Source organism: Flavihumibacter solisilvae (assembly GCF_000814475.1).
In the GTDB taxonomy this organism is placed as follows: Bacteria; Bacteroidota; Bacteroidia; order Chitinophagales; family Chitinophagaceae; genus Flavihumibacter; species Flavihumibacter solisilvae.
Map to the genome: position 1 here is coordinate 61,417 of NZ_JSVC01000021.1, position 23,275 is coordinate 84,691.

General features: G+C 46.0%; 18 protein-coding genes, 1 tRNA gene and 1 pseudogene. 10 read left to right on the forward strand and 10 right to left on the reverse strand.

Annotation, left to right across the window (positions count from 1 at the left end; all coding sequences use genetic code 11):
• Positions 1-6: 6 nt before the first annotated feature.
• The 3 genes and pseudogenes from OI18_RS18180 to OI18_RS18190 form a co-directional block, all read right to left on the reverse strand.
• A complete protein-coding gene (locus tag OI18_RS18180; protein ID WP_039142439.1) occupies positions 7-1,236 on the reverse strand; it encodes an MFS transporter in 1,230 nt (409 codons plus the stop codon).
• Positions 1,233-2,198, reverse strand: a complete 966-nt coding sequence (locus tag OI18_RS18185) for a DedA family protein (RefSeq protein ID WP_082038041.1) — start codon at positions 2,196-2,198, stop codon at positions 1,233-1,235. The genes OI18_RS18180 and OI18_RS18185 overlap by 4 nt, the downstream gene beginning before the upstream one ends.
• A 14-nt stretch (positions 2,199-2,212) precedes the next feature.
• Positions 2,213-3,448, reverse strand: a pseudogene (locus OI18_RS18190) (dicarboxylate/amino acid:cation symporter).
• A gap of 168 nt (positions 3,449-3,616) precedes the next feature.
• On the opposite strand from OI18_RS18190, the gene OI18_RS18195 reads away from it, so the two are divergent.
• The 3 genes from OI18_RS18195 to OI18_RS18205 all read left to right on the forward strand — a co-directional run bounded on the left by OI18_RS18195 (position 3,617) and on the right by OI18_RS18205 (position 7,147).
• On the forward strand, positions 3,617-5,242 hold the full coding sequence (locus tag OI18_RS18195) for an amino acid permease (RefSeq protein WP_039142441.1): 1,626 nt from the start codon (positions 3,617-3,619) through the stop codon (positions 5,240-5,242).
• 140 nt (positions 5,243-5,382) lie between these two features.
• Complete coding sequence (locus OI18_RS18200; RefSeq protein ID WP_039142443.1) at positions 5,383-6,105, forward strand: YebC/PmpR family DNA-binding transcriptional regulator; 723 nt, start codon at positions 5,383-5,385, stop codon at positions 6,103-6,105.
• A gap of 169 nt (positions 6,106-6,274) precedes the next feature.
• On the forward strand, positions 6,275-7,147 hold the full coding sequence (locus tag OI18_RS18205; RefSeq protein ID WP_039142444.1) for a hypothetical protein: 873 nt from the start codon (positions 6,275-6,277) through the stop codon (positions 7,145-7,147).
• Positions 7,148-7,195: 48 nt separating this feature from the next.
• On the opposite strand, the gene OI18_RS18210 is transcribed toward OI18_RS18205, so the two are convergent.
• Positions 7,196-9,589, reverse strand: a complete 2,394-nt coding sequence (locus tag OI18_RS18210) for an alpha-ketoacid dehydrogenase subunit alpha/beta (protein ID WP_039142446.1) — start codon at positions 9,587-9,589, stop codon at positions 7,196-7,198.
• 12 nt (positions 9,590-9,601) lie between these two features.
• Here OI18_RS18210 and OI18_RS18215 point away from each other — a divergent pair, with 12 nt between their 5' ends.
• The 4 genes from OI18_RS18215 to OI18_RS18230 all read left to right on the forward strand — a co-directional run bounded on the left by OI18_RS18215 (position 9,602) and on the right by OI18_RS18230 (position 12,853).
• Positions 9,602-10,153, forward strand: coding sequence for a DUF1573 domain-containing protein (locus OI18_RS18215; protein ID WP_082038042.1), 552 nt, complete (start codon positions 9,602-9,604; stop codon positions 10,151-10,153).
• A gap of 21 nt (positions 10,154-10,174) precedes the next feature.
• Complete coding sequence (locus tag OI18_RS18220) at positions 10,175-10,606, forward strand: DUF1573 domain-containing protein (protein WP_052273369.1); 432 nt, start codon at positions 10,175-10,177, stop codon at positions 10,604-10,606.
• Positions 10,607-10,703: 97 nt separating this feature from the next.
• On the forward strand, positions 10,704-11,609 hold the full coding sequence (locus OI18_RS18225) for a polyphosphate kinase 2 family protein (RefSeq protein WP_039142448.1): 906 nt from the start codon (positions 10,704-10,706) through the stop codon (positions 11,607-11,609).
• A gap of 20 nt (positions 11,610-11,629) precedes the next feature.
• Positions 11,630-12,853: a pyridoxal phosphate-dependent aminotransferase gene (locus OI18_RS18230; RefSeq protein ID WP_039142449.1), complete on the forward strand. Its 1,224-nt coding sequence runs from the start codon at positions 11,630-11,632 to the stop codon at positions 12,851-12,853.
• Positions 12,854-13,231: 378 nt separating this feature from the next.
• On the opposite strand, the gene OI18_RS18240 is transcribed toward OI18_RS18230, so the two are convergent.
• The 5 genes from OI18_RS18240 to OI18_RS18260 form a co-directional block, all read right to left on the reverse strand.
• Positions 13,232-13,305, reverse strand: a tRNA-Met gene (locus OI18_RS18240).
• A 59-nt stretch (positions 13,306-13,364) separates the two neighbouring features.
• Positions 13,365-14,210, reverse strand: coding sequence for a hypothetical protein (locus tag OI18_RS18245; RefSeq protein ID WP_152616876.1), 846 nt, complete (start codon positions 14,208-14,210; stop codon positions 13,365-13,367).
• Positions 14,211-14,219: 9 nt separating this feature from the next.
• The gene (locus tag OI18_RS18250) at positions 14,220-14,435 is read right to left on the reverse strand and encodes a heavy-metal-associated domain-containing protein (RefSeq protein ID WP_039142452.1); all 216 of its coding nucleotides are present in this window, start codon (positions 14,433-14,435) and stop codon (positions 14,220-14,222) included.
• A gap of 10 nt (positions 14,436-14,445) precedes the next feature.
• Positions 14,446-16,692, reverse strand: coding sequence for a heavy metal translocating P-type ATPase (locus OI18_RS18255; protein ID WP_052273370.1), 2,247 nt, complete (start codon positions 16,690-16,692; stop codon positions 14,446-14,448).
• Between the two features lie 77 nt (positions 16,693-16,769).
• On the reverse strand, positions 16,770-17,345 hold the full coding sequence (locus OI18_RS18260; RefSeq protein WP_039142453.1) for a helix-turn-helix domain-containing protein: 576 nt from the start codon (positions 17,343-17,345) through the stop codon (positions 16,770-16,772).
• A 161-nt stretch (positions 17,346-17,506) separates the two neighbouring features.
• Here OI18_RS18260 and OI18_RS18265 point away from each other — a divergent pair, with 161 nt between their 5' ends.
• The 3 genes from OI18_RS18265 (at position 17,507) to dinB (ending at position 22,491) form a co-directional block, all read left to right on the forward strand.
• Positions 17,507-18,262: an oxygenase MpaB family protein gene (locus OI18_RS18265; RefSeq protein ID WP_039142454.1), complete on the forward strand. Its 756-nt coding sequence runs from the start codon at positions 17,507-17,509 to the stop codon at positions 18,260-18,262.
• 76 nt (positions 18,263-18,338) lie between these two features.
• Positions 18,339-21,332, forward strand: a complete 2,994-nt coding sequence (locus OI18_RS18270) for a DNA polymerase III subunit alpha (protein ID WP_039142455.1) — start codon at positions 18,339-18,341, stop codon at positions 21,330-21,332.
• Complete coding sequence (gene dinB / locus OI18_RS18275) at positions 21,322-22,491, forward strand: DNA polymerase IV (protein WP_039142457.1); 1,170 nt, start codon at positions 21,322-21,324, stop codon at positions 22,489-22,491. The genes OI18_RS18270 and dinB overlap by 11 nt, the downstream gene beginning before the upstream one ends.
• Here dinB and OI18_RS18280 read toward each other — a convergent pair.
• Complete coding sequence (locus OI18_RS18280) at positions 22,469-23,269, reverse strand: SDR family oxidoreductase (protein WP_039142458.1); 801 nt, start codon at positions 23,267-23,269, stop codon at positions 22,469-22,471. The genes dinB and OI18_RS18280 overlap by 23 nt on opposite strands.
• Positions 23,270-23,275: the final 6 nt, after the last annotated feature.

Consider the following 23,275-nt stretch of genomic DNA (forward strand, 5'->3'; position numbering starts at 1 on the left):
CCTTGTTTATACTTCCACAAAATTCAGGTCCTTGCCAAAAGTTTCTTTCGTAAAGGCAGCAGCGATGAATGTGATGACCAGGATCACTACTGCTGTTATGATTCCGCTCTGCACAAAACCATACGATGCCTGCAGGCCGGTAAACAACAACGTGATAAGATTCAGCGACCCCCGGACCATATTTGGAACTGTTGTTGCCGCGGTAGCCCTGAGGTTTGTGCCAAACTGTTCTGCTGCCATAGTAACGAATATAGCCCAGAACCCGGTTCCGAATCCAAGCAATGCACATGCCCAGTATGCCTCATCAGTACTGGCGCCGTTCAGATTGAAGAACCAGATCATTCCGGCAATTGTCAGCCCGTAAAAAAGGTAAAGCGCTTTCTTCCTGCTCCGGAATACCTGGCTCACCAGGCCAATGGCCACGTCGCCGAGTGAGATCCCAACGTAAGCGTACATGATTGCTTTTCCAGGATCAATCTCGCCCTGAACATTCATGTGTTTTCCGAACTCCCTGGAAAAGCTCACGAGGATACCGATTACAAACCAGGTAGGCAACCCGATCAGGATGCTCAATATGTATCTTTTAAACCGGTCCGCATTATTGAAGAACATCAGGAAGTTTCCTTTGGCAACATTACTTTCTTTCACTTCCCGGAAGATGCCTGATTCCGCAACCTTAATCCGAAGGAAGAGAAGCATTATGCCGAGTCCACCGCCGATAAAGTAGCAAATCCTCCAATGAAAATGTTGCTTCATGAAATAGGCCAGAACAGCGCCCGACAGTCCTATACCGGCAACGAGAGATGTACCGACGCCGCGTTTATTCTTAGGAAGCAGTTCGCTCACCAGGGTGATACCTGCACCGAGTTCACCAGCGAGCCCGATTCCGGAAATAAAACGGATCAGTGCATACTGGTTAACGGTCTGAACAAAGCCGTTCGCGATGTTACCAAGGGAATACAAGATGATCGATGCAAACAACACACTTAACCTGCCTTTTTTATCGGCAAGCACTCCCCATAAAATACCACCAATAAGCAGACCAAGCATTTGCATATTGATGATGAAAAGGCCCTGGTCACGTACACCATCCGGTGAAAGTCCAAGATCTTTCAGGCTTTCGACCCTGATGATGCTGAACATCAGCAGATCGTAAATGTCTACAAAATACCCAAGGGCGGCGACAATAACAGCAATGTTGAATACGGAGGTTTTCGGGGAAGGATTTTGATTCATGATGGTTTCTTTTTACCGAAGATCAGTTTCCAGAGAACCGGGGCTGTCGTTACAAGTACGATAACGATGATGATAACTTCGAGATGGTCTTTTAACTCAAAGCCAAATTGATTCTTTACCCATATCTGAAGGAAATGACCGGCGAAGATCATGCTGACTACCCAGGCAATACAGCCTGCAATATTGTAAAACGCAAATTTCTTTTTATCCATTCCTACTATTCCGGCAACGATGGGCGCAAATGTCCTTACGATCGGGAGGAACCTGGCAAACACAATTGCACCGCCACCATGCTTATCATAAAAATCATGCGCTTCATCAAGGTATCTTTTCTTAAAAAAGAAATTGTCTTTCCAGCGGAACATGGCTGGACCGATCTTTCTTCCGAACCAGTAGCCCACCGTATTGCCCACGATCCCTGCAAAAGAGACAAGAGACGCCAGGATAACCAGGTTGAGCCACTCGTTGCCAATGCCTTCAAGTCCGACCGCTTTCAGGAATTCATTCGCCAGGTTAGTGCTGTAAATGCCCGCAACAAAAAGGAGACTGTCGCCCGGCAGAAAGAAACCCGCAAACAGGCCGGTTTCCGCAAAAACGATCAGCAGCAGCATCCATAACCCGCCATAAATAATATAGAACATGGGATTCAACAGGTCTTTCCAGGAAAATTCCTTGCTGAGTGTTACTGTTTTGTTTTCCGGAAGCTGGCGGTATACGAAGGAGGCGGAGTCATGCAAACTAGCGGTCACCTGCACACGTTCATCAGGATTCAGGCTAATCGATGCATAACCTTCCTTATCTGTAGCATACTGTTGGGAACCTGATGATGTAACCAGGAAGATTTCTTTTACCGGTGACTCATACTGATTAAGAAACCTTACCCTGACCGGTTGCGCGGCAGCCGGCAGCCAGTTCATGATCACGATCAGCAATAACAGGAACCCTTTGTACTTTTTTATCATATCTATTCTACAGTTTAGCCTTCAAGTTCGCCTTCCCATTTGCTTACTACCGAAGTAGCCAGCGCATTTCCCAGTACGTTTGTCATACTTCTGAACATATCACAAAAATGATCGATTGGTATAATCAGTGCAATTCCTTCCGGTGGGATATTGAACATGGCGCAGGTTGCAGTCACTACTACAAGAGATGCCCGAGGTACCCCGGCAATTCCCTTACTCGTCAGCATCAGCACCAGCAGCATGGTCAGCTGTTCTCCTGTACTGAGGTGCACGCCGTAAGCCTGTGCAATCGCCAGGCTCGCAAATGTCATATACATCATGCTTCCATCCAGGTTAAAACTATAACCCAGGGGCAGGATAAATGACACGATCTTGTCGCGACAGCCAAAGCGCTCCAGTTCTTCCGTTAGTTTAGGGAAAACAGCTTCGCTCGATGTGGTGCTGAAGGCAATCAGCAAAGGTTGCGCAATGCGCTTAAGCAGTATCGTCATTCTTCCGCCAAGGATGAGATATCCGACCGAAAGTAAAACTGCCCATAGCACCGCGATCCCTATAAGAAAATAGAACAGGTATAAACCATAAAACCGGAATACTTCCAGCCCTTTCACCGCAATTACGGCAGCGATCGCACCGAAGACTCCCAACGGTGCAAATGCCATCACGTAATTCACCATTTTCAAAATGATATGCGCTACACCGTCAAGTGCCTTGATCACTGGTTTTGAATAATCGCCGAGTGCTGTTGCAGCCACACCAAAAAAGATACTGAAGACTACCAACTGGAGAATTTCATTCGTGGCCATTGCTTCAATGACGCTTTTCGGAAACACATGTTCAACAAAATTGACAAGTGAAAACACTTTGGTCTTACCGATAAGATCCTAGGCACCGCTGGCATCTGCATTACTAAGATCGATTGCTGCACCAGGCTTAAAGAAGTTTACCAGTACCATGCCTATCAACAGGCTGGTCAAAGAAGCAGTAATGAACCAGAGCAAAGCTTTACCTCCTACCCGACCCACTGCTTTAAGATCGCCGAGCTTTGCAATACCGACTACCAATGTCGAAAACACCAATGGTGCTATGATCATTTGCACCATACGTAGGAAAATGGTAGTCAGCAGTTTTATATTGTTGGCAAAACTTGTAAGAAAATCCTTCCCTGCATTGTTGTGTACGAGATAACCAACGAGTACACCAAGCAGCATTGCTACCAATATATATATAGTTAACCTGTTTTGTTTTGCCATCGTGAGCGGATATACTTGAAAAAGAAGGCCGAAAATTCGAAAAAATCCTGACGCCACCAAAATAATCGTCGGAAATCCGCTGCGGGACAAAGTTTAGGGCGATGGAATCAATTTATTATTTATTTTACGGGCTTCTTAACAGGATCTCTAAACACCAACAAAACTTGTATGAGTTTATTCAGAAAAAAATCTCTGGCTCACTTACTGGCTTCGGCTGCTGATTCAGAAAAAGGGCTGAAACGTACACTGGGCGCAACAAACCTGGTTGCTCTCGGTATCGGGGCTATCATCGGCGCCGGTCTGTTTGTACGAACTGCGGCTGCAGCGGCAGAAGCTTCCGGTCCAGCCGTGACCCTTTCCTTCATAGTTGCTGCAATTGGTTGTGCATTCGCTGGATTATGTTATGCAGAATTTGCTTCAATGATTCCGATCGCCGGAAGCGCATATGCATATTCTTATGTAACCATGGGAGAACTCGTTGCCTGGATCATTGGCTGGGCACTGATTATGGAATATGCACTGGGTGCTGCCACTGTATCCATTGCCTGGAGCGAATACCTGAATAACCTGTTAGGAGGCAGTATTCCTTATGAATGGTGCCACTCGCCGTTCGAATCACTTCACAAGGTGACCGGACAGGATAGTATCAACCAGATTGCTGCATTCAACGCTGACTTTATCAAGGCAGCAAAAGACGGTTCTCTGATACTCACGGAAGGACAATTCGCACAGCTTCCTGCAAACCTGAGCGGGCTGGTACAGGTTACCAGCGGAATTATCAACGCTCCTGCGCTTATTATCCTGCTTGCCCTCACCCTCCTGCTCATTAAAGGAACACAGGAATCAGCAATTGTGAATGCAATCATTGTATTTATCAAGGTTGCCATCGTATTGTTGTTTATTGCTCTCGGCTGGCAGTTCATCAACCCTGACAATCATACTCCTTATCTCATTCCACAGGGAACGCCAGGACATGACTCAGTCTTTAAATGGGGTTGGGGTGGTGTACTTGGCGGAGCAGCTATTGTATTCTTCGCGTTTATCGGTTTTGATGCCGTTAGTACTGCAGCGCAGGAAGCCAAGAACCCAAAGCGCGACATGCCAATCGGAATTCTCGGTTCACTCGTGGTTTGTACCATCCTTTATATTCTCTTCGGCCATGTACTGACAGGCGTTGCCCCCTGGCAGGAGTTCAAGACTGCAGGTAAAGAAGCTTCAGTTGCCTATGCGATCCAGACTTACATGACTGGTTACAGCTGGCTGGCAACGGCAGTTACTGTAGCGATTCTTGCAGGTTTCTCTTCAGTAATTCTCGTGATGCTGATGGGCCAGAGCCGGATCTTTTATACTATGAGCAATGACGGACTGATCCCGAAAGCCTTTGGCGATCTCCACCCGAAGTTCAAAACACCATATAAAGCAAACTGGCTGCTGTTCATATTTGTTGGACTGTTCGCAGCTTTCGTTCCGGGAAGCGTTGCCGGCGATCTTACCTCTTTTGGAACCCTGTTCGCGTTTGTACTTGTAAGTGCAGGTGTATGGATTATGCGTAGAACTGACCCTCAGATCGAACGGCCCTTCCGGACACCACTTGTTCCGATCGTTCCGATACTCGGCGTATTGATCTGTACAGGAATGATCATTGCGCTTGACATCCAGACCCTGAAAGTTGCCATGATCTGGATGGTCGTGGGCCTGGTGATTTACTTTGTCTACAGCCGCAAAAACAGCAAGCTGAATGAACCTGGCCATAAGCCCGGCGAAATTCTGCCCAAGGCGGCTGATTTTGATTAATAAATTTTTTCTATAATATTAAGCGGTCCGGGCCTGTCCGGACCGCTTTTTTATTTCCCGGCTATTGTCAATCGTCGCGTAAAAAGTAACTTCGCCCGGAAATTAATTTTTGACTATTGACATTTGAATAAGAAATAACAATGGGCCGCATATTTGAAGTTCGTAAAGCAACAATGTTTGCCAGGTGGGACAGAATGGCAAAGCAGTTCACCCGTATAGGTAAGGAAATTGCTATTGCAGTAAAATCAGGAGGTCCGGATCCTACAACCAACCCGGCTCTTCGCCGTTGTTTCCAGAACGCCAAATCGGTAAACATGCCGAAGGATCGCGTGGAAGCAGCCATCAAGCGTGCGCAGGGCAAGGACATGGAGAACTATGATGAGATCCTGTATGAAGGATATGGTCCTAACGGCGTTGCCATCCTGGTTGAAACAGCAACGGATAACCATGTGCGTACGGTAGCAAACGTAAAAGCTATTTTCAATAAGGGCAACGGAACACTCGGCAACAGCGGAAGCGTGAGCTTCCAATTCAAAAAAATGGGCGTTTTCAAGCTGAAACCCGAAGGACTGAACGCAGAAGATATGGAGCTTGAGCTTATAGATTTTGGTCTCGAAGAACTTGGGGAAGGAACCGGTGAAAACGGTGAAGAGGTGCTTGTGGTTCGATGTGCGTTCACTGACTTCGGAAATATGCAAAAAGCGCTGGAGGATAAAGGTATTACACCAATAAGCGCCGAAGTCGAATGGATACCGCAGAATACCGTTCAATTGGCGGAAGAACAGGCCCAGGAAGTCTTAAAGCTGGTTGACAAGATCGAACAGGACGAAGACGTCCAGAAGGTGTTCCACAATCTTGCCTGATCGCCTTATTAAAATATCAAAACCTGTTCATTGCAACAGGTTTTTTTATTGACTATGTTCAGCAATAATTTTACCTTGTATTGCCATTCCGCACCAGTACCAATAATCTGTCCTTTCCGTCCCATCTCCGCGCCTGATACAAAGATTTATTCATCTTAATCTTTGAAATATGTCAGCTAATCTATTCCGCGGTTACTGTTTGCACAGTTTAAGCAGACGGTTATTCATCCTGATCGCTTCCATCGCCTGGCTTTTGATACTTACACCAATTGCAGATGCCCAGACCGCAGGCAATCAGCAGGTATTTGTAAGTGCCACATTTTTTAAGGTTAAACCTGGAAAAAATGAAGCGTATGTGGACATGGTCAAAAACACTGCACATAAAGTGCTTGAATACCGGTTCAAACAAAAGGCCATCCTTGGATGGTATTTCTATGAAGTACTGATGACCGGTGATGAAGAAAAAAAGTATGATTATGTGGCGGTAACAGTTTCCACCAATTTTGCAGACCTTGTTGAATACCCGACTCCTACCAGGGACCTTTACATGAAAGCTGTTAGTGGGGCACCGAAAGATGGCTTTGATAAATTTGTAGCACAGATCAATGACCTCCGCACGCTTGTAAAGAGAGAAGTATATATTCACCGGGCAGGGATAAACGAAAACACACCGGTTTCAAAGTATGTGCAGATAGATTACATGAAAACCGTTCCAGGGAAAGTGCAGGATTATATAAAAACTGAGCGGGATGTTTACTATCCTATTCACCAGGAAAGGATCAAACTGCATGCGTTGACAGACTGGGGACTATATGAAAAGCTGTTACCGGTTTCAATAAATGCCGACAGTGATTTTGTCACGGCAAATTTCTTCGATGATCTGAAGTCACTGATAGATCCCAAGTACGAAGAAGCTTTCAATAACATTCCTCACAATGTGGACTTTGCGAAGATGACCGAAATGGTTGAGCAACTAAGGAAAATGGTAAGAAGTGATATCTGGAAGCTGGTTGACTATGTAGACCAGAACAACACTAAATAACAGTCACAACGCAGTTACCCGGGAAAAGGCCACTGCGTTGTTTCCACCTCATTCAGCCATCATTTCCTTAACGACTTCGAACACATCTTCAACATTGGGTTTACTGAAGTAATCACCATCACTGGCATAAGCCGGGCGGTGAGCTTTGGCGGTGAGAGTTCTGGGTGCCACATCGAGCCACCGGTATCCACCCTGTACTTCCATCACGTGGTTGAACATATATGCTGCTGCTCCACCCGGCACATCTTCATCCGCAAAAAGGATCCGGTTTGTCTTTTTCAGTGACTCAAGGATCTTATGATTGATATCGAATGGCAGCAGTGTCTGCACATCTACAATCTCACATTGCACTCCAGACTCTGCCAGCATGTTTGCTGCTTCCTGGACGATCCGAAGTGTTGCACCATAAGACACAATAGTAATATCTGAACCGGAACGCAGCACTTCCGGAATACCTAACGGTAAGGTGAACTCGTTCAGGTTATCAGGCATCTTTTCCTTTAGCCGGTAGCCGTTAAGGCACTCGATCATGATTGCCGGGTCATTGGCTTTAAGGAGGGTATTGTACATTCCAACAGCCTGAACCATATTCCGGGGAACACAGACATACATTCCACGGAGAGAATTTATGATCATACCCATGGGTGATCCACTATGCCAGATGCCTTCGAGGCGGTGACCGCGGGTTCTCACAATCAGCGGGCAACTCTGTTTTCCAGAAGTGCGGTAATGCGTCGTGGCAACGTCATCACTAAGTGGCTGCAGGCCGTAAAGAAGGTAATCGAGGTATTGAATTTCTGCAATCGGCCGTAAACCCCTGAATGCTGCTCCTACCCCCTGGCCCATTATAGTAAGTTCACGGATGCCTGTATCCGAAATCCGGAATTCACCATGTTTTGCCTGCAACCCTGCAAAACCCTGGTTCACGTCACCAATATACCCGACATCTTCACCAAAGGCGATCACTTTCGGATTAGTGGTGAAGAGCTGGTCGAAATAACGATTAAGAACCTCATACCCGTTAAGCATCGGAGCATCTGCGCTGTAGGTCACCGGAACCGGTGTTACATTAAGCGCACTTTTGGGTCCCTCGTTATATAGGTGGGTATTATACAGGCTGGCATTCAGCTCTTTAAGTTCCCGGTAATAGTCTTTCAGCCAGAACGCACTGTCATGCCTGCCTAATGTTTCAATAACCTGGTGCAGCGTATGCATTACATCACGGCGCATGGGCTCTTTTTCCGCTTCGAGACGAGTGACAAGTTCATTCAGCCGGGCGGCCTTCTCCGGAACCTGCGGCACCACATTCCGTGTAAGTTCAAGGACACGGGTAACCTGGTCTTTGATCGGTTGGAGGTAAATTGACCATGCCCGGTTTTTGGCGTCTCTTACATTTTCTTTAGCCCTGATCTCCAGATCATTCAATTCTTCCTCACTGCTCAGCACGTTTTCAAGGATCCATTCCCTGAATTTTTTGATGCAATCGAATGCCCGCTCCCACTCCAGCCTTTCCGGACTCTTATAACGCTCATGACTACCTGATGTGGAATGCCCCTGGGGCTGCGTGATCTCCTCGACATGAAAAACGGCGGGGATATGAGTATCCCTGATCTTTTGGATGGCAGGTTCCATAACCTCAACCATGCCGGCATAGTCCCAGCCTTTCAGGCGATAAATATCCAATCCGTTTGATCCATCCCTTTGCTGAAATCCTTTCAGCACCTCTGAGATAGAACCTTTTGTTGTCTGGTATTTTTTCGGGACAGAAATGCCGTAGCCGTCATCCCATACGAAAATCGCGAGCGGAACCTGCATTACGCCGGCTGCATTAACGGCCTCCCAGAAGTGTCCTTCAGATGTGGAGGCATCCCCGATTGTACAAAAGCAGACTTCATTTCCATTATTGGATAGTTCCGGGAAATCTTTCAGCCCATCTACATTCCGGAACACTTTTGATGCATATGCAAGCCCAAGCGCACGGGGCATTTGTCCCGCTGTAGGAGCCATATCGCTGGAAACATTTTTCTGGTAGGCCAACGGCATCCAATTGCCTTCTTCGTCAACATTTGGAGTTGCAAAATGTGAATTCATCTGCCTGCCGGCGCTAAAGGGATCCTGGTTGATATCCGGATTAGCATATAACTGGGCAAAGAACTGCTCTACAGTTGCCAGTTTACTGGCAAAAACGAACGTCTGATCCCGGTAGTAACCTGCCCTGAAGTCACCGGGCCGGAAAAATTTTGCGGCCGCGATCTGGGCAACTTCTTTACCATCACCGAAGATGCCAAATTTGGCTTTACCGGTGAGCACTTCCTTGCGACCCATAAGGCTGGCTTCCCTGCTTTCGCAGGCCAGCTGGTAATCGCGGAGTACTTCTTCCCGGAAATGGTCGAAACTAAGTTTTTCTGAAGCTATCAGGTCCTGGTCCATGAGCTTTTCCATGCGGCAAATCTAATGGAAAAACAGCTGAAGCGAACAATCGTTAGTCATACCCGGCAGAAGACATTACCCGGTGGGGAAAAATCGTGGACAATAGCTACATTTGTCTTGCGTTTATATAAAATAATGAGAAATCCTGCCGTTCGCTTATTAATTGTTGCTGTAAGCTGTTTTGCCGGCTCACTGGGACTGAGTGCACAAACTTCCGGAAACGATCCGCTGGAAATCTCAGCAGCTCACGATTTCGGAACAATAAGACACGGGCGGCCAGTACATTATACCTTTACGCTAATCAACAGGGGAACAGACTCATTGCGGATTGAACAGGTGTCGGCCAGTTGCGGGTGTACTACGCCGGAATGGTCAAAAGACCCGGTTCCTCCCCGGGGCACAGGGGCAATCAAAGTAGGCTATAATGCAGCTGCAGAGGGCATTTTTGAGAAAACTGTGACTATTGTATATAACCAGGGCAAATCCAAAACAATTGTTATAAAAGGGCAGGTGGGCAAACCAATGTCATCGGCGCCTGTTAATAGCTCAGTTCAACTGCTAAAACAAACCAATTAATATCAAGAGAAAACGAAAAGTATGAAAAAAATAGCGCTTACCTTATTCGCCTTTGTGATCAGTGCGGCCATTTTTGCCCAGTCAAAAAAAGCTGAAGACCTGGTTAAATTCAGTGAACTAAAATTCAATTTTGGTAAGATCAAGCAGGGTACTCCTGTAAATCACCAGTTCGAATTTACCAATGTGTCCGCACAACCGGTGGTAATTGAAACTGCCACTGCCAGCTGCGGATGCACTACCCCGGTTTGGCCTCAACAACCGGTAGCAAAAGGTAAGGCGAATAAAATCACGGCAGGTTTCAACGCGGCAGCCGCAGGGCCGTTCGAAAAAACAATCTTTGTCAAAGTTGCCGGCGCCGATCAGCCACTTGAACTGCGTATAAGCGGAGAAGTACTCACCGCTGAGCAATACGCCAAGTTTGAAACCGAAAAGGGCAAGAAAGACGGAAAATAATCCGGAATAATTTTATACGATCCCCGCTTCCAGCGGGGATTTTTTTTGCCCTTCACGGGCATGGTTTTTTGATAATATTCAAATTAACATCCTGCAAATGGACAGCAAACAGCTTCTCGACTATCTTGACACATTGATCGTTCAGCCAAATCAGCAAGTTTCCCTGGATAAAGATTTCAAAACCGACCATGATGGTAAATTCGTTACTAAGGAGCAGGGAGTTGAAATGCTTCAGGAAGGGATACTAATGCTCTCTGATATGCAGGAAAAATTGTATGCCCACAATCGTTACAGCATTCTTGTTGTACTACAGGCAATGGATGCTGCAGGTAAGGACAGCGCCATAAAACATGTGATGAGTGGATTTAATCCCCAGGGAGTTAAAGTGACCAGCTTTAAGAAACCATCGGTGGAAGAGCTTGAATATAATTTCCTCTGGCGACATTATAAAGCACTCCCCGCCCGCGGTGAAATCGGGATCTTTAACCGCTCCCATTACGAAAACGTTTTGGTTACCAGGGTTCACCCCGAATACATATTAGGTGAAAACCTGCCGGGCGTTGAAAAAACGAGTGATATAACCGAAGACTTCTGGGACAAGAGATACAAACAAATCAACCGTTTTGAAAAAAACCTTGCGCAAAACGGGATGGTGATTATCAAGATCTTCCTTCATGTGAGTAAAAAAGAGCAGAAAAAAAGGTTTTTGGAAAGAATCGACGAACCTGCAAAGAATTGGAAGTTTTCACTCGCAGATGTAGACGAAAGGAACCTGTGGAATGAATATATGGCTGCGTATGAGAGTATGCTTGGGGAAACCTCAACCAGTATAGCACCCTGGCATGTGGTACCGGCTGATGATAAATGGTTTTCCAGGCTATGCATTGCCGCCATAATCGCAAGGGAATTTAATCGCATAGAAACATCTTTTCCTGTGCTCAGCAAAGACCAGCTCCTGGAACTTCAGCGAATCCGGGAAAAATTAGTGAGTGAGCCGGACTGATCTGCAATTATCTTTGCGGCATGTTACAGATTAGTCAACGCGGCCTTGCCATGCCGCCCTCGCCTATCCGCAAACTTGTACCTTTTGCGGAAGCAGCCAAGAAAAAAGGAATCAGGGTTTATCACCTCAACATCGGCCAGCCTGACATTGAGACACCAAAGGCTATGCTGGATGCGGTGCGCAATGCTGATTTCAAAGTGCTTGAGTACAGCCATAGTGCAGGTAATGAAAGTTACCGCCGGAAACTCACCGAATACTATGAAAAGGTCGGCATCCATGTAAACCACAACCAGATCATCGTTACAACAGGTGGTTCGGAAGCAATACAGTTCGGGTTTATGGCCTGCCTCGACCCCGGTGACGAAGTCATTATCCCGGAACCCTTCTACGCCAACTATAACGGTTTTGCAGTGGCTGCAGGTGTGGTGGTAAAACCGATTACTTCTTACATCGAAAACGGCTTTGCGTTGCCTCCTATCGAAGAATTTGAAAAGGCCATTACCCCACGCACAAAAGCGATCGTGATCTGCAATCCTAATAATCCAACCGGCTACCTGTATAGCCGGGAAGAGATGGAAGTACTCAAGCAGATCATCCTCAAACACCAGCTTTTCCTTTTCGCAGACGAAGCATACCGCGAATTTTGCTATACAGGCGAGCATTTCAGCGCCATGCAGCTGGAAGGGGTTGATGACCATGTAGTCCTGATGGATACCATCAGCAAACGATATAGTGCATGCGGTGCCAGGATCGGCGCCCTGGTGACCAGGAATAAGTCCCTGCTGGATGCTGTTATGAAGTTTGCACAAGCCAGGCTGAGTCCGCCCGGTTTTGCTCAAATCGCCGCCGAAGCAGCAGTTGATCTTCCAGACACATATTTCGATGCCACTAAAGCAGAATACCTGTTGCGTCGCGATACCCTGGTTAACAGGCTGAATGCCATGGAAGGCGTGTTCTGCCCGAACCCCGGCGGAGCCTTTTATGCCATCGCCCGACTTCCGATCGACGATGCCGATAAATTCTGCCAATGGCTGCTTGAAGACTTCTCATATAAAGACCAGACAGTTATGCTTGCGCCAGCAACAGGATTTTATGGTACAGCAGGACTGGGCAAAAACGAAGTAAGGCTGGCTTATGTACTGAATGTGGAGTCGATTAATGCTGCGATGGATTGTCTGGAACAGGCATTATTCACATATGCAAATGAAATCAATGTGAGCGTTTCCGATACCAAGCACGTTTGATTTTCAAAATTGCAGATTAATTTATCATTATAAATTTGTGATTCTTCAGAAGAACAGAAAATTATTTGCCATATTTGCCTCAGGAACAATGTATTAAATTTTTTTTAATTCATATTTCCCCCTGGCAATTCCTTGTCTCAAGGGGCTTATATGGCAAGCAATCGTTGAGGCCTTCCATCTCTATGGAAGGCTTATTTTTTTTGGTGATTGATTTCCGTTCAGTTGTTGTGGTCAGGCTAAGAGCGACTGTAAAGGGCCTCGAAAGGGGGTGCAAAGGGGGTGCAAAGGGCCTACCCGTCTTCATCCTCCGTGAAATCACTGAGCTGTGCAAAGCATGAAATAAAAAAACCCGGAGATTAACTTCCGGGATTTATTCAGTAGCGAGGAGCGGACTTGAACCGCCGACCTTCGGGTTATGAATCCGATGCTCTAACCAGCTGAGCTACCTCGCCAAACGGGTCGCAAAAATAGAAAATCGTTGCCAAACCGCCTAAAGAAAACGAAAAAAAAATTAGTGGTGCATCTCATGAGGATTCCCTGCTTCTGCAACGTGGGCCTCACCTTCAACAACCTGTAAAGTCAGATCAATAGTATGTAATGTATCATCGGCATTGAATTGCACCCATGCCCTGAAAATGCCAGGTTTGTCAAAGGCTATATGCATTCCCAATTCCTTCCCCATTACATGCGGATGCGCATGAATAAAAGTTATCTCCTGCTGCCCGACAACCACAACATGTGCTTTAGCACCCAGGTAATTACTTAAGGTATTCACATCAACGACCACTCCATCCTTTTTTAAAATTCCCACCAGGTGATTATCACTTTCGGCTCTTAATGCAGCACCTGCCGGTTTAAGTTCCAGTGAATAACTTCCTGAACTACCGGTAAGTTTTGGAACGTTGAAAATTGCTGGTGTTTCAGTTTTGCCCTCAACATTAAGTTCAGTTTTTTCAACAACAGCCTTCCCCCCGACCGGCTTAAAATCAGCGAATGCATGAAACCGTCCCCCAAATGGGAAAATAGTCTTCACTGTATAGTTTCCGTGGCCATCAGGCTCTGGATGAATATGACTGAACCAGGAGAGATCATCACTTACGAGAATCAGGTGTATCTTTTTTTCATGCTGTACTTCCAGGTCAAAAGTACCGGAATCCGGCGCTACCGGGCTCATCCCGAGAACGACTTCCCTCCCCGCATGAACCGGACCGGGTTCAAAATTTATTTGCATCATCTCTTTAGATTTCACTGACATATTTCCTTTCTGGTCGTTGATTGCGGATCCACTTCCATTGTTACATGCATAAAACAAAAGGGATGTGGAAAGAGTCAGAACACACTTAATAAATAGGTTCATAATTTCCTTTTAGTCATTTATTTTTTCCGCACGATAACCGGCCTTTGACAGAATGGAACGCACTTCTGCTTCACCTATCCCCTCTGTTTCTACAGTGAGGATTTTCGACGGATCGGATGTATTCACGCTCCATGATTTGATGCGCTTCTCACCATCGAGTACCGCTGTTACATTTGCTACACAACCACTGCAATTGATGTTCGTTTTAAACTGATATTTCTTCATATATTAATTGTTAGATTTTCAACCATTTTAATCGTAAGCTGTTCATCACCACACTTATACTGCTCAATACCATGGCAGCACCTGCCGCCATAGGGTTAAGGAGATATCCATTGATTGGATATAATAATCCTGCTGCAACCGGAATACCAACCAGGTTATAAATAAATGCCCAGAAAAGATTCTGCCGTATAGTGCGGACCGTATTACGGGATAACTTTATCGCCGCGGGGATCCGCAACAGGTCGCCCTGTAAAAGAGTTATATGGGCTACATCCATAGCTATATCACTGCCCTTGCCCATAGCAATACTTACATCGGCCTGCGCCAGTGCATGACTGTCATTGATGCCGTCACCTACCATTGCAACTACTTTTCCCTGTTCCTGCAACTGCCGTACAAAACCGGCCTTTTCTTCCGGTAATGCTCCTGCCCTGAACGACTTAATGTTTACTTGTTTTGCTACCTCGGCAGCCGTATGCATATTGTCACCTGTGTACATATACACTTCAAGTCCTAACTTCTGCATCTCTTTTACTGCTTCGGCTGAATTTTCCCGGATGCGGTCACTAATTGAGATAGCTGCAATAGCATTCTGTTCGTCAGCAAAAAAAACTACTGTCATTGCCTGAGCTTGTTTTTCAAGCGCCCACGCCCTTAAACCCGGTGCAACAACGATTTTATTGTCGTATAACAACTTCTCTGTTCCGGCAAAGTATTGCCTGTTATTATACCTGCCACTGATACCGGCTCCCGGCAAGGTTTCCAGTTTTTCTATATCCACCCAGGATGCATTTCCTTCCAGGTAATTACTCACTGCGTCTGCAAGTGGGTGTCCTGAGGATTTTTCCATGCTGAATAAAATATTCCGGTATTCGGCCGTATCGCGATGCCAGGAAACACCATTAACCTTAGGAACACCCTCTGTCAGGGTTCCTGTTTTGTCAAGCACAATTGCGTTTACTTTATATGCAAGTTCAAGCGCTTCCGCATCCTTGATCAGGATTCCATTTTGCGCGCCTTTACCTATCCCAACCATAATGGCGGTTGGAGTGGCAAGTCCAAGCGCACATGGACAGGCAATAACCAACACCGTTACCAAAGCCAGGAATCCCTGGGTAATTGCATTTTCAGAACCGAATAACAGCCATATGAGCAGCGACAGGACGGCTACTCCTATTACAACAGGCACAAATACACCGGCAATTTTGTCCACCAGTTTTTGCACCGGTGCTTTAGAGCCCTGGGCCTGCTGTACCATCCGGATAATGCCGGCGAGGAGTGTCTCACTTCCCACTTTGCGGGCAACAAAGCGGAAGCTACCCTGCTGATTGACAGTGCCAGCAAAAACCGCATCTCCCTGTACTTTTTCGACAGGTATTGGTTCCCCTGTGATCATGCTTTCGTTCACAAATGACGTTCCTGAAACCAGCGCGCCGTCCACCGGAATTTTCTCCCCCGCTTTTACCTGAAGAATATCACCAACTTTAACACTACTCACGGGGATATCATTCAGCTGTCCATCAGGCTGTACCAGTGAGACCGTTTTTGGCTGAAGCCCCATCAGTTGTTTAATCGCCGAAGATGTGGAGGCTTTAGCGCGGGCCTCAAGAAGCCGGCCAAGTAATATGAAAGCGATTACCGTTGCTGCTGCTTCAAAATATACATGGGCGTGCAATCCCCGTGTATGCCAGAAATGCGGAAAGACAGTATTGAAAACGCTGAAAAGAAATGCAATACCAGTACTCATTGCAACCAGCGTATCCATACTGGCAGTAAGATGACGCGCCTGTTTCCAGGCATTGATAAAAAATTGCCTTCCGGTTATTGTCATAACAGGCAATGTCAATAACAGCATCAGGTAGTTTGCATATGGCATATCCATAAAAAACATACTGATGGTCATGATGGGGACTGACAAAACCAGCGACCATATCGTACGCCGTTTCAGGGAACGGAAATGATTCAGTTGTTCATCTTCCACCTGCTTACGAACATCCCCGGCGTCTTCGACCAACATGTCATATCCGGCAGATTGTACTGCGGCTTTTAGTGCACCCGGCTGAATCAGCGAGGGCAGGTATTCAACGGAAGCTGAAGAGGTTGCAAAATTTACGGAAGCTTTCATTACTCCCGGTTGTGCATTCAGCACCTTTTCAGTATTGATTGCGCAGGATGCACAACTCAGGCCGGTCAGGGGGAAATCACGCCTTGCAACTGTATTGTCTGTTTCTATTATTTCTATTGGTGCCGTTTTCATCTCTTACGTTATTAACACTGCAAATCTCGCCACAGTAAGAGAACCGACTGTTACACAATTCCTGAAAAGACTTATACTTAATTGGTATCGCCGCTCACATTGTCCAACGGTTTCCGATGCACGACACCTAGTTTCTTAAACTCGGAAGCCGTCATCCCGGTTAACTTTTTAAACTGGTTAGAAAGGTGCTGTGGACTGCTGTATCCCAGTTCAAAAGCAATTTCAGCCAGGGTCATTTCATCATAGGCAAGCCACTCCTTCGCCTTTTCAATCTTCTGTAGAATGAGAAACTGTTCAATTGTAACTCCTTCCACTTCAGAGAACAATTTGCTTATTGACGAATAATCCCGATGTATATGTTTACCCAGGTACTTGCTTACACTGAAATGATCTTCCATGTCACCCTGCTGTACTTTTTTGATGATGAGCTGCTTGATTCGTTCTATCAACTGCTTCTTCTGGTCATCCAGAAGTTCAAATCCCATGGAAGAAAGATCTGACGACAATTGTTCCAGTTGCTTTCGGGTAGGTTCAGACGTTAGTTCCACTTCACCAAGCCTGACAGAAACGGCCGGAATTGAATTCTTTTCCAATAGCTGCTCGACAACCATAACGCATCGCGGACAAACCATGTTTTTGATAATTAGTCTCATGAAAAAGAATTAAAGTGGCACGGAAATAACCGGCAATCTAACCAACCTATTGTTTTGTTTGTAAATTATTTTAATTTTACTTTGTTTCTCAAAGCGCTTTTATAAAACGTTAAACTTGTGTCACTAAGTCAACCAAGCCTATCATTTTCCGAAATTTAACTATGGAATTCTTCGTACGTGAAGACCATATTATCCGTAAGATCTGGTCGAAAGCAGATACCATCATGCTAATTTTTGCAGGTTCCGCTGCAGAATTTGCCTTGAACAAAGCGGTGGATTGGTTGTACTTCACCGGAAAACTACCTGCTGATCCGATCGGCAGGTTATTTACGACAGTAGAATACGCGAGACAGATCATTTTCGCCGAAAGGGAACAGGCACTGGCAGCAATCGCCAGGATCCGGTCCATCCATTCAGCCGTCGAGTCGGCGCGAGGCGAAAAAATTCCTGACTGGGCATACCGGGACGTCCTGTTCATGCTTATCCACTACTCCATTTCCGCTTACGAAGCACTGGAGAGAAAACTCACTCCAAATGAAAAACAGGATGTATATGAAACTTTCAGGGATGTTGGTGAACACATGTTGATTCCTGCATTACCGGAAAATTACACCGAATGGCTACCCGTGTATGAACAACACCAGGCCGAACACCTTCAAAATGGCAGACTTACCAAAGACCTGTTTAAACAATACCGCAAACACCTGGGGAGCCTGAGATACAGGATCCTGCTTGAATCGCAAATGCTCGTTGTTCCGCATCAGGTTGCACGGCTGATGCACTTCAATCGAAATTCTCTCCTGAAAATCCTGCTCCCTTTTTATCGCTTCCTCAGGAAGGTCAATCTTGCCTGGAAATTAAAGCAGTTGCTGGTGCCAACACAATATTACCCAAGAATCAGACAGCTCGAAATGTAGAATTTTCGGTGGAATATGCCATGAATTCGCCGAACAATAATGCTAATTATTTTAGCATTTCCCTACTTTTGCCCTGATGTACCTGAACTGTAAAACATACTTTAGTCTTCGCTATGGTACCTATGCCACGGAAGAACTGGTTAAGGCCGCCGCTGACCATGGCGTGAGCTGCCTGGCCCTTACCAACATTAATTGCACAACTGATGCATGGGATTTCTACAGGCACTGCATTCACTATAAAATCAAGCCAATACTTGGGACTGAGATCCGTAATGCTGACAAAACCTGTTACCTCCTGATCGCCTCAAACCTGCAGGGCTTTGAATGGATCAACGAATTTCTATCTGATCACCTGCAACGGGACGGGTTGTTTCCGGAGCATTCAGATGAAACTCATTTCTTTCGTGATCCGGCAGATGGTTTTGTCATTTATCCATTTGGAACAAGGTCACCGGCGGAGCTGAAGCAGAATGAATATCTCGGCGTTCAACCGGCTGAAGTTACCAAGCTGTTCAACTTCCCCCTTGCATCATTCATGAACAAACTGGTGGTACGTCACCCGGTAACCTTCCAGGACAAAAGACATTTCAATGCACATCGTTTGCTGCGGGCCATCGATAACAATATGTTGTTGTCAATGTTGCCCAAAGAAAAGGAAGCCGGTGAACATGAAATGTTTATCTCGCCTTCTTCGATAATCGAATCCTTCGCACATTATCCGGCAATAATCACCAACACTTACAGGCTCATGGATTTCTGTGCGCTGGAAATTGAACTGCACACCGACAAGAATAAAAAGACTTTCAGTGCAACCCAGGCCGACGATAAAATCCTTTTGGCCAAGCTTGCGAACGACGGTTGCCTTACGAGATATGGCAGGAAGAATAAGGTTGCAATGGAAAGAGTAAAAAAAGAGCTTGCCATTATTGATGAAATGGGTTTTAATGCCTATTTCCTGATCACCTGGGACATTATCCGTTATGCGCAAAGTCGTGGATACTATTATGTCGGGCGGGGAAGTGGTGCCAATTCCATTGTCGCTTATTGCCTGCAGATCACTGATGTAGATCCCATTGAGCTTGACCTGTATTTCGAACGTTTTCTCAATCCGCACCGTTCATCACCGCCGGACTTCGACATTGACTTTTCCTGGCTCGACCGCGACGATGTAATCGACTATATTTTCAAAAGATATGGCAGGAAACAAGTGGCGTTACTGGGGATGGTCACAACATTCCAGTACAACGCGCTTATCCGTGAACTCGGAAAAGTATTTGGATTGCCTAAATCTGAAATAGACACACTTGCCGTAAAAGGTTATTACTCCAGGAATATCCGCTTTGACGAGGAAAAAGCCCAGGATAAGATACAACGGCTGATTTTTCAATACGGGGAATTGCTGGTTAATTTCCCAAACCATTTGAGTATCCATCCGGGAGGCATGCTCATCAGTGAAGCGCCAATCTTTCGTTACACTGCGGTACATATGCCACCCAAAGGTTTCCCTACAACGCAGGTTGATATGTTTGTTGCCGAAAGTGTCGGATTATACAAGCTCGATATCCTTAGTCAACGCGGACTCGGACACATCAAGGAATCACTACGCCTGGTAAGCGAAAACCAAAACATCACAGTAAACATCCATGATATCGAAGCATTCAAGAACGATAAAAAAGTAAGAAACCAGATCCGGCGGGTGGATACTATCGGGTGTTTTTATATTGAAAGTCCGGCCATGCGCCAGCTGCTCAAAAAACTCGAGTGCGACGATTACCTTACACTGGTAGCTGCAAGTTCCATTATCCGGCCAGGCGTATCGAGCAGTGGAATGATGAAAGCTTATATCCAGCGATACCATGCCCCCGGTTCATTTGAATATATTCATCCCATCATGAAGGATTTACTTGAAGAGACGTATGGAGTTATGGTTTACCAGGAAGATGTGATCAAAGTGGCGCATTTTTTTGCGGGACTTGATATGGGCGAAGCAGATATTCTCCGCCGGGCGATGAGTGGCAAATACCGGGGCAACAAAGAAATGATGCGGATCAGGGAAAAGTTTTTCGTCAACTGCAGCGAAAAGGGCTATGATGAAAACATCTCCAAAGAAGTATGGCGACAGATTGAAAGTTTTGGCGGTTACAGTTTTTCAAAAGCACACTCGGCGAGTTTCGCTGTAGAAAGTTATCAAAGCCTTTATTTAAAAACATATTATCCGAAGGAGTTCATGGTTGCAGTAATCAATAACTTCGGCGGATTTTACAGCAGGGAACTGTATTTCTATGAACTTCAAAAAACCGGTGCAACTATTTATCCGCCTTGTGTCAATAACAGTGAATGGCTTACGAATATCAGGGGGAACGATGTGTATACTGGTTTCATTCATATCAAATCGCTTGAAGAGTCATTTGCATTGGCTCTTATTGAAGAACGGAAAAAAAATGGACCATACCTGCACCTCCAGGACCTGATCGAGCGAACGGAAACAGGCAAGGAGTTTTTGAATATCCTGATACGCATCGGGGCATTAAGGTTTACTGGAAAAACAAAAAAGAGCCTGTTATGGGAAGCAAATTTCCTCCACTCTCACATCGATCACAAAGTATATCTGGCAAACCCAATGTTTCCTGAACCACCCGTTTCATTTCAATTACCTGAACTACCTGTGTACCCGTTGGAAGATTTATATGACCAGATGGAGTTGATGGATTTCCCTCTGCACAACCCGTTTCCGCTTGTGGATGATGATCCCTCAAATTATGTAACAGCAAGTACAATGTCTGATCACAAAGGATGTAATATCGAGATGCTGGGTTACCTGATTACTTCCAAGCCGGTCAGGACGGTCAAGGGTGAAACAATGTGTTTCGGAACCTTCATCGACTCCACATTGAACTGGATTGATACTGTGCATTTCCCCGACAGCCTCGCGAGGTTTCCATTGCGTGGAAACGGTTTTTACAGGCTTTCCGGCCGCGTCATCGAAGAGTTCGGAGTTTATAACCTGGAAGTGCATAGCATGGAAAAAAAAGGACTTAAAAAAAGTACTTATAAGTCACATGTTCATTGATGCCGACAGACATATCGCACACCTTGACATGGATTCATTTTTTGTTTCTGTGGAATGCCTGAAAAACCCGGTATTAAAAGGTAAACCGTTGATCGTGGGAGGATCAGGCGACCGCGGAGTAATAGCGGCCTGCAGTTATGAAGCGAGGAAATTCGGCCTTCATAGTGCCATGCCAATGAAACTTGCGAGGCGACTTTGTCCACAGGCAATTGTCATCAGCGGCGACATGGAAGATTACAGCAAATATTCGCGCATGGTAACAGACATCATTGCGGATAAAGTGCCGGTATTCGAAAAATCATCGATCGATGAATTTTATGTTGACCTGAGTGGAATGGATCGGTTTTTCGGTTGCAGCCTGTTCACGGCAGAACTTAAAAAAACGATTAACCGCGAAACCGGGTTACCCATCTCCTATGCGCTTGCGAGCAACAAACTGGTGAGCAAAGTTGCAACCAACGAAGTAAAGCCCAACGGTCAGTTGGAAATCCCATTTGGTACAGAGAAAAGCTTCCTCGCCCCATTACCGGTTGGAAAGATTCCCGGCATCGGGAAAGAAACGGGTGAGCTCCTTATCAGGATGGGTGTTGAAACCGTCAGGACTCTAAGTGAGATCCCGGTAAAAATGCTGCACAACCTCCTTGGCCGCAATGGTCTTGAACTATGGAAGAGGGCAAATGGGATAGACGATTCGCCGGTTGAACCTTATCGGGAGCAAAAATCCATTTCAACTGAACAGACATTCCATACGGATACGATCGACCTGCAGTTCCTGAACGCCCAATTAACGCGAATGACGGAGCGGATCGCCTTTGAACTGAGAAGCCAGAACAAGCTGACAGGTTGCATTACCGTAAAACTCCGCTATGCCAACTTTGACACGGTTACGAAACAGCAAACAATTCCCTATTCCGGTGCTGACCATATTATCCTTACTGTGGCAAAATCACTTTTCCAGCAACTTTACGATCGACGCATGCTGGTGCGCCTGGTTGGCATCCGCTTCACCCACCTGATTCCCGGCAACTACCAGATTAATCTCTTTGATGACACCCAGGAAATGATCCGTTTATACCAGGCAATTGACAGTGTAAAAAACCGGTTTGGGGAGAGCTTCATTTTGCGCGCAAGGGGTATTACACCTGGTAGTGGTTACTGATCAGTTTCTCGAACATCGGCGCAGGCAGAATCTTTTTCAGGACTACCGATAACCGCTCGGAAAAAGTGCCCATCCGGTATAATTTCTTAACCCGGTTGGAAGAAATTATTGAAGATATAAGTCGTGCAGCTTTTACCGGGTCCATTCCTTTACGTACTCCATCATTCATTAATCTGTTTGTACGGGCAAAGCTCTTGCCATACGCTTCGCTGTCTGCCAATTCACTTGTTAACCGGTTCCGGTTGATATTGGTGTTGATGTCACCGGGTTGTACAATACACGCCCTTATGCCAAATGGCTTCATTTCCATCCGGAGGGATTCTGTCAGTCTGTCTACCGCAGCTTTGCTGGCGCTGTATACGCTTCTATAGGGCAATCCCATTTCAGAACCTATGGAACTAATGTTGATGATCACTCCAGCTTTTTGCCTGCGCATGTGGGGAAGAACGGCCTGGCAGGTCAAAAGCACTCCCAATATATTTGTGTTTATTACCGCTTCTGTATCGGCCCTGGCGAGAACTTCAAGCGGTCCGGCAATCCCCAGCCCGGCGTTGTTGACCAATACGTCGATCCTGCCGTGCTCGCGGACAATAGTTTCCACTGCTTTACGAATATCCGATTCGCTGGTAACGTCCATAACCACCTGGTGATAAGAGACCTGCGAAGATGCCTGTGAACGGGCAGCACCGTAAACTATATGTCCATCTTCTGTAAGCTGTTCTGCAATTGATTTACCCAATCCCCCGGAAGCGCCGGTAACCAGGATGACTTTTGACATTGGCTT

Excerpts from the sequence above, each read along its gene's own strand:
- OI18_RS18210 (WP_039142446.1), bottom strand. The coding sequence starts at position 9,589 with ATGGAAAAGCTCATGGACCAGGACCTGATAGCTTCAGAAAAACTTAGT.
- OI18_RS18225 (WP_039142448.1), top strand. The coding sequence starts at position 10,704 with ATGGACAGCAAACAGCTTCTCGACTATCTTGACACATTGATCGTTCAG.
- OI18_RS18255 (WP_052273370.1), bottom strand. The coding sequence starts at position 16,692 with ATGAAAACGGCACCAATAGAAATAATAGAAACAGACAATACAGTTGCA.
- dinB (WP_039142457.1), top strand. The coding sequence starts at position 21,322 with ATGTTCATTGATGCCGACAGACATATCGCACACCTTGACATGGATTCA.
- OI18_RS18245 (WP_152616876.1), bottom strand. The coding sequence starts at position 14,210 with ATGAACCTATTTATTAAGTGTGTTCTGACTCTTTCCACATCCCTTTTG.
- OI18_RS18265 (WP_039142454.1), top strand. The coding sequence starts at position 17,507 with ATGGAATTCTTCGTACGTGAAGACCATATTATCCGTAAGATCTGGTCG.
- OI18_RS18205 (WP_039142444.1), top strand. The coding sequence starts at position 6,275 with ATGTCAGCTAATCTATTCCGCGGTTACTGTTTGCACAGTTTAAGCAGA.
- OI18_RS18260 (WP_039142453.1), bottom strand. The coding sequence starts at position 17,345 with ATGAGACTAATTATCAAAAACATGGTTTGTCCGCGATGCGTTATGGTT.
- OI18_RS18250 (WP_039142452.1), bottom strand. The coding sequence starts at position 14,435 with ATGAAGAAATATCAGTTTAAAACGAACATCAATTGCAGTGGTTGTGTA.
- OI18_RS18230 (WP_039142449.1), top strand. The coding sequence starts at position 11,630 with ATGTTACAGATTAGTCAACGCGGCCTTGCCATGCCGCCCTCGCCTATC.
- OI18_RS18215 (WP_082038042.1), top strand. The coding sequence starts at position 9,602 with ATGGAAAAACAGCTGAAGCGAACAATCGTTAGTCATACCCGGCAGAAG.
- OI18_RS18180 (WP_039142439.1), bottom strand. The coding sequence starts at position 1,236 with ATGAATCAAAATCCTTCCCCGAAAACCTCCGTATTCAACATTGCTGTT.
- OI18_RS18220 (WP_052273369.1), top strand. The coding sequence starts at position 10,175 with ATGAAAAAAATAGCGCTTACCTTATTCGCCTTTGTGATCAGTGCGGCC.
- OI18_RS18200 (WP_039142443.1), top strand. The coding sequence starts at position 5,383 with ATGGGCCGCATATTTGAAGTTCGTAAAGCAACAATGTTTGCCAGGTGG.
- OI18_RS18270 (WP_039142455.1), top strand. The coding sequence starts at position 18,339 with ATGTACCTGAACTGTAAAACATACTTTAGTCTTCGCTATGGTACCTAT.
- OI18_RS18195 (WP_039142441.1), top strand. The coding sequence starts at position 3,617 with ATGAGTTTATTCAGAAAAAAATCTCTGGCTCACTTACTGGCTTCGGCT.
- OI18_RS18280 (WP_039142458.1), bottom strand. The coding sequence starts at position 23,269 with ATGTCAAAAGTCATCCTGGTTACCGGCGCTTCCGGGGGATTGGGTAAA.
- OI18_RS18185 (WP_082038041.1), bottom strand. The coding sequence starts at position 2,198 with ATGATAAAAAAGTACAAAGGGTTCCTGTTATTGCTGATCGTGATCATG.